5 protein-coding genes, 1 tRNA gene and 1 rRNA gene are annotated in these 5,615 nt (G+C 67.7%); 4 read left to right on the forward strand and 3 right to left on the reverse strand.

Annotation, left to right across the window (positions count from 1 at the left end; translation table 11 throughout):
* Positions 1-132: 132 nt before the first annotated feature.
* Genes ACFOHJ_RS06245 through ACFOHJ_RS06260 form a run of 4 tightly spaced genes read left to right on the forward strand, consistent with a single transcriptional unit; the run spans position 133 to position 3,515 of the window.
* The gene (locus ACFOHJ_RS06245) at positions 133-1,119 is read left to right on the forward strand and encodes an ABC transporter permease (protein ID WP_378219589.1); all 987 of its coding nucleotides are present in this window, start codon (positions 133-135) and stop codon (positions 1,117-1,119) included.
* Entirely contained in the window at positions 1,116-1,946 is an 831-nt protein-coding gene (locus ACFOHJ_RS06250; protein WP_378219590.1) for an ABC transporter permease, read from the forward strand. The genes ACFOHJ_RS06245 and ACFOHJ_RS06250 overlap by 4 nt, the downstream gene beginning before the upstream one ends.
* Positions 1,943-2,743 carry an ABC transporter ATP-binding protein gene (locus ACFOHJ_RS06255; protein WP_378219592.1) on the forward strand — a complete coding sequence of 267 codons (801 nt, stop codon included), beginning with the start codon at positions 1,943-1,945 and terminating at the stop codon, positions 2,741-2,743. Before ACFOHJ_RS06250 ends, ACFOHJ_RS06255 begins: the two co-directional genes overlap by 4 nt.
* Positions 2,736-3,515, forward strand: a complete 780-nt coding sequence (locus ACFOHJ_RS06260; protein ID WP_378219594.1) for an ABC transporter ATP-binding protein — start codon at positions 2,736-2,738, stop codon at positions 3,513-3,515. Before ACFOHJ_RS06255 ends, ACFOHJ_RS06260 begins: the two co-directional genes overlap by 8 nt.
* Positions 3,516-3,559: 44 nt before the next feature.
* On the opposite strand, the gene ACFOHJ_RS06265 is transcribed toward ACFOHJ_RS06260, so the two are convergent.
* The 3 genes from ACFOHJ_RS06265 to rrf form a co-directional block, all read right to left on the reverse strand.
* A complete protein-coding gene (locus ACFOHJ_RS06265) occupies positions 3,560-5,005 on the reverse strand; it encodes an NAD-dependent succinate-semialdehyde dehydrogenase (protein ID WP_378219596.1) in 1,446 nt (481 codons plus the stop codon).
* A gap of 78 nt (positions 5,006-5,083) precedes the next feature.
* Positions 5,084-5,160, reverse strand: a tRNA-Met gene (locus ACFOHJ_RS06270).
* A 121-nt stretch (positions 5,161-5,281) separates the two neighbouring features.
* Positions 5,282-5,396: ribosomal RNA gene (gene rrf, locus ACFOHJ_RS06275) — 5S ribosomal RNA — on the reverse strand.
* Between the last annotated feature and the right edge of the window lie 219 nt (positions 5,397-5,615).

Genomic DNA, 5,615 nt, shown 5'->3' on the forward strand with positions numbered 1-5,615 from the left:
CCCCTTGTGGGGAGGGGCCAGGGGTGGGGGTTTCAAGCCCGCAACGGCACCGGACTTGCTCTTCCGGCCGCCTTGCCTTCGTGGCCGAAACATGCGTGATGCCCTCCTGAAAAACCACGGAGACCAAGGGCCATGAACCGCGCGCTCCTCCTGCTGCGCCGGCGGCTGGTCGGGTCTGTCTTCGTGCTCGCCCTGGTGATCGTCGGCACCTTCCTTTTGCTGGAGGCAGCCCCCGGTGACGCGGTCGACGCCTATATCGCTTCCACCGGCGGCGATGCCGGCATGGTCGAGACCCTGCGCCAGCGCTGGGGACTCGACCAGTCGGCGCTCACGCGGCTCGCCAGCTACGTCTGGGTGCTCGCCCATTTCGACCTCGGCCGTTCGGTCGCCTTCTCGCGGCCGATCCTCGACGTCATTCTCGAGCGCCTGCCCAACACGCTGCTGCTGATGGGCAGCGCCACCGCGCTTTCCTTCGCGCTCGGCTCGCTGCTCGGCATCGTCGCCGGCGCAAGGCCCGGCAGCTTTCGCGACCGCCTGCTGTCGATCGGCTCGCTGGCGCTCTACGCCGTGCCGAGCTTCTGGTTCGGCCTCGTGCTGATCGTCGTCTTTGCCGTCGACCTGCGCTGGTTGCCGGTCGGCGGCATCGAAACCATCGCCTCCGGCCGCACGGGCCTTTCCCGCGCCGCCGATATCGCCGTCCATCTGGTGCTGCCGGTGACCGCGCTCGGCCTCATCTATCTCGCGCTCTATCTGCGCATGATGCGTGCCGGCATGGCGGAGATCTGGCGCCTGGACTTCATCCTCGCCGCCCGCGCCAGGGGCCTGCCGCGGCAGCGCATCGTGCTCGCCCATGTCGCCCGCAACGCGCTCTTGCCGCTGGTCACCATGCTCGGCCTGCAATCGGCCCAGATGCTGGGCGGCAGCGTCGTCATCGAAAGCGTGTTCGCCGTGCCCGGCCTCGGCCGGCTGGCACAGGAAGCGGTCAGCGCCCGCGACACGCCGCTCTTGATGGGCATCATCCTGACCAGCGCCGTGCTGGTGGTGCTGATCAACCTCGCGGTCGACATCGCCTATGCCTTCCTGGACCCCCGCGTCGGCGCGAGCGAGGCTGCCGCATGAGGGGCCTTTTCCGCTTTTTCCGCAAGCCGGAAACGGTGGCCGGCACCCTCATCCTGGCCGTCCTGGCCGTGATGGCGCTGGCGTCCCCACTGTTGTTCCCCGGCGACCCGCAAGCCATTGCCGGGCCGGCGCTGCTGCCGCCGTTCCAGGATTGGTCGCTGCCGCTCGGCACCGACCGGCTTGGCCGCGACGTGCTGGCGGAACTGTTTTACGGCGCGCGCACCTCGCTCGCCGTCGGGCTGGCGGCGGCGGCGGCAGCGCTGGCGCTGGGCGCCGTCATCGGAACGCTGGCCGGCTTTGCCGGCGGCATCGCGGACGATGCGCTGATGCGCCTGACCGATGCCTTCCAGACCGTGCCCGGCTTCCTGCTGGCGCTCGCTTTCGTCAGCGTCGTCGGCCCCTCTCTCATGGTCGTCGTCATCGCCATCGCCCTTTCCGCCTGGACGGGACCGGCGCGCGTCGCCCGGGCCGAGGTGCTGTCGATCCGCGAACGCGACTATGTCGCCGCTGCCCGTGTCGCCGGCATGCATCCGCTGGAGATCGCCTTTCGCGAGGTGCTGCCCAACGCGCTGCCGCCGGTGTTGGCGCTGTCTTCGATCATCGTCGCCGGCGCCGTGCTGACCGAGGCGGCGCTGTCCTTTCTCGGCCTCGGCGACCCCAACCGCGTGACCTGGGGCGGCATGATCGCCGAAGGCCGCGCCGTGCTGCGCTCGGCCCCCTACCTGTCCATCATCCCCGGCATCGCCCTGGTCTCGACGGTGCTCGGCGTCTATCTCGCCGGCGAAGGCATCGTCGAAACCACGGCCGTGCGCCGAGGCCTGTCATGAGGCCGCTCGTCACTCTGCGCTCGCTGTCGGTCGCCTATGCCGGCCGGGACCACGCGGCCCTGAAGCCCCTCGATCTCGACATCCTCGATGGCGAGAAGCTGGCCGTCATCGGCGAAAGCGGCTCCGGCAAAAGCACCCTTGCCCTGGCGATCGCCGGCCTGCTGCCCGCGACGGCACGGATCGGCGGCGACCTCGCCTGGCCCGAAATTCGCGCCATCGGCCGGCACCGCCCGCAAGGCGGCCGCGACTTCGGTTTCGTCTTCCAGGATTCGGCGGCAAGCCTCGATCCCGTGATGCCCATCGGCACCCAGATCGCGGAAGTGGCGAGGGCGCATCTCGGCCTCGGCTGGCCGCAAGCCCACGAACAGGCGAAAAGCCTGCTCGCGCGCGTTCGCCTGCCAGATCCGGATTCCGTCATGGGTGCCTATCCTCACCAGCTTTCCGGCGGCCAGAAGCAGCGCGTCGCCCTTGCCGCCGCCATCGCCGCCGGCCCGCGCCTGCTGATCGCCGACGAGGCGACGAGCGCGCTCGACACCATCGTGCAGGCCGAGATCATCGGGCTGATCCGCCGGCTGGTCGAGGAAAACGGTATGACGCTGTTGTTCGTCGGCCACGACATCGCGCTCGCGGCCGAGCTTTGCGACCGCATCGCCGTGTTCCGCGAGGGCGACATGGTCGAGCTTGGCGAGACAGGCCAAGTCATAAGCCAGCCGCGCCATGCCTACACAAGGGCGTTGCTTGCCGCCCATATCGTCCTCGACGCCGAACCGTTGCGGGCAGGGGCGCGCCATGGATAAGCCGTTGCTTACGGTATCGGGGCTCACCCGACATTTTCCGCGCGGCGCAACGAGGGTCGCGGCGGTGGACGGTGTTTCGTTTCACATAGAGCCCGGCGAGACGCTGGCGCTGGCCGGTCCTTCCGGCAGCGGCAAGTCCACCGTCGCGCGGTTGTTGCTGCGGCTGATCGATGCCGAGGCCGGGTCGATCACCTTCAAGGGCGAAGATTGGCTGGCCCTTCGCGGCGCGGCTCTGCGCGCCCGGCGCCGCGACCTGCAACTCGTCTTCCAGGATTCGCTTGCCGCCTTCAATCCGCGCACGACGGTGGCGCAGGCGCTCGACATGCCGCTGCGCATCCACGGCCTTGCGCCGCGCAGCGAGCGGCCGAGCCGCATCGCCGCCTTGCTGGAACGGGTCGGGCTCAGTCTCACGCTCCGGCACCGGGCCATCCACGAAATCTCGGGCGGGCAGCGCCAGCGCGTCGCCATCGCCCGCGCCATCGCGACAACGCCGTCGCTGGTCGTGCTGGACGAAGCCGTCTCGGCGCTCGATGTCTCGGTGCGCGGAAAAATCCTCGACCTGCTGCTCGACCTCCAGCAGCAGGAAAAGATCGCCTATCTGTTCATTTCCCACGATCTCGCGGTCGTGCGCGCCTTCGCCCACCGCGTCGCCATTTTGGACAAGGGTCGCATCGTGGAGCAAGGCGAGGCCCGAAAGATCATCGACGCCCCGCAGTCCGACATCGGCAAAGCCCTGGTCGCGGCCATCCCCGCCTTGCCGGCGAAGATGTAAGCCTGCACCTGCAAAAAGGCCCGCGCGATGCGCGGGCCTTTCGATCAGTGGGCGTGCGTAACCAGCTTGGTGATGAGATAGGGCTCCAGCGCCTCCGAGCCGCCCTCGGAGCCATAGCCGGAATCCTGGATGCCGCCGAACGGCACCTCGGGCAAGGCCAGCCCGTTGTGGTTGATCGTCGTCATGCCGGCCTTGATCCTCTGGCCGAGCTCGTAACCGGTCCGGTCCGACGCGGTGAAGGCATAGGACGCCAGGCCGTAGGGCAGGCGGTTGCTCTCGGTGATCGCCTCGTCGAGCGAGCCGAACGGATTGATGATGGCGATCGGGCCGAACGGCTCGGCATTCATCACCTCGGCGTCGAGCGGCACATTGGCCAGCACCGTCGGCTCGAAGAAATAGCCGGTATTGCCGATACGCCGGCCGCCGGTCTTCAATTCCGCGCCTTTGTCGACTGCGTCCGCGATGAAGCCTTCCAGCGCGTCGATGCGGCGGGCATTGGCGAGCGGCCCCATCTCGACGCCCTCGTCCAGGCCGTTGCCGACCTTCAGCGCCTTCGCCGCGCGGGTAAAGCCCTCGGTGAACCGGTCGAACGAGCCCTCCTGCACCAGGAACCGGGTCGGCGAGACGCAGACCTGCCCGGCATTGCGGAACTTCGCCGCCGCCAGCACGGCGAGCGCGTTGTCCATGTCGGCGTCGTCGAAGACGATCGCCGGCGCATGGCCGCCGAGCTCCATGGTGGCGCGCTTCATGTGCTGGCCGGCCAGCGCCGCAAGGTTCTTGCCCACGGCGGTAGAACCGGTGAACGAGATCTTCTGGATGGTCGGATGCGGGATCAGATATTCCGAGATTTCGGCTGGCACGCCGAACACCAGGTTGATGACGCCGTTCGGCACGCCGGCGTCCATGAACGCGCGCACCAGCTCGGCGGGCGAAGCCGGGGTTTCTTCCGGAGCCTTGATGATGATCGAGCAACCGGTGGACAACGCGGCCGAAATCTTCCGCACCGCCTGGTTGATCGGGAAGTTCCACGGGCTGAACGCCGCGACCGGGCCGACCGGAAGCTTGATGATGCTCTGGCTGACATTGGCGCCGCGCGCCGGCACGATGCGGCCGTAGGCACGGCGGCCTTCCTCGGCGAACCACTCGATCGTGTCGGCAGCACCCGCCGTTTCGCCCAGCGACTGGGCAAGCGGCTTGCCCTGCTCCACGGTCATGAGTCGCGCGATCGCCGCCTTGCGGTCGCGCAGCAGCGCCGCCGCGCGGCGCATGATCTTCGAGCGTTCATAGGCGGAAGTGGCGCGCCAGACCTCGAACCCCTTTTCCGCGGCAGCAAGTGCCGCGTCGAGATCCTCGCGGGTGGCACGCGCCACGGTGCCGATGGTGGCCTCGGTCGCCGGGTTGACCACCGGGATCGTGAGCCCGCCGGTTCCGGCGCGCCAGACGCCATCAATGAGAAGCTGCGTGTCGGGGTAATTCGTATCGTGGCTCATCGCGTCGCGGTCCCTTTCGCCTGCCGGAAACAGCACCCTGGAAACGAAAATGGCCCGGACGAGCCGGGCCATTGAAACTGGTTGCGGGGACAGGATTTGAACCTGTGACCTTCAGGTTATGAGCCTGACGAGCTACCGGGCTGCTCCACCCCGCGCCAACACTACAAATAGGGATTCCCTATCCGAATTCCAACCACCCGACCGAAGCGCCGCTCATGCGGCGCAAAACTCTGTCGAACGATCATGCAACGAGATTTTTGACTGTGCGTTTAGCAGACCTGGCAGCGACTTACTCTCCCGCGTCTTGAGACGAAGTACCATCAGCGCTGGAGCGTTTCACGGCCGAGTTCGGAATGGGATCGGGTGCAGCCGCTCCGCCATAACCACCAGGTCGGCAAAGCGCACATTCAAACGAGAAGCTGGGTTGGGGAGGAGGGGAACAGGGGAGTAAGGGAATATGTTTCCCGACTGCCTGTTGGTCCTTCCCGTTCTTTTCGTGCCTGCCTCGAAGCTTAAGCTTCGCGAGGCCGACCGGCCGTCGGCGCTGGTGCGCCGCGCCCCGCGCAGCGCCGCCCGAAGGGCGGAACCAGCGTGAGCGATAAGCGACCAT

This window comes from Aquamicrobium soli (assembly GCF_042646345.1).
In the GTDB taxonomy this organism is placed as follows: domain Bacteria; phylum Pseudomonadota; class Alphaproteobacteria; order Rhizobiales; family Rhizobiaceae; genus Mesorhizobium; species Mesorhizobium soli_A.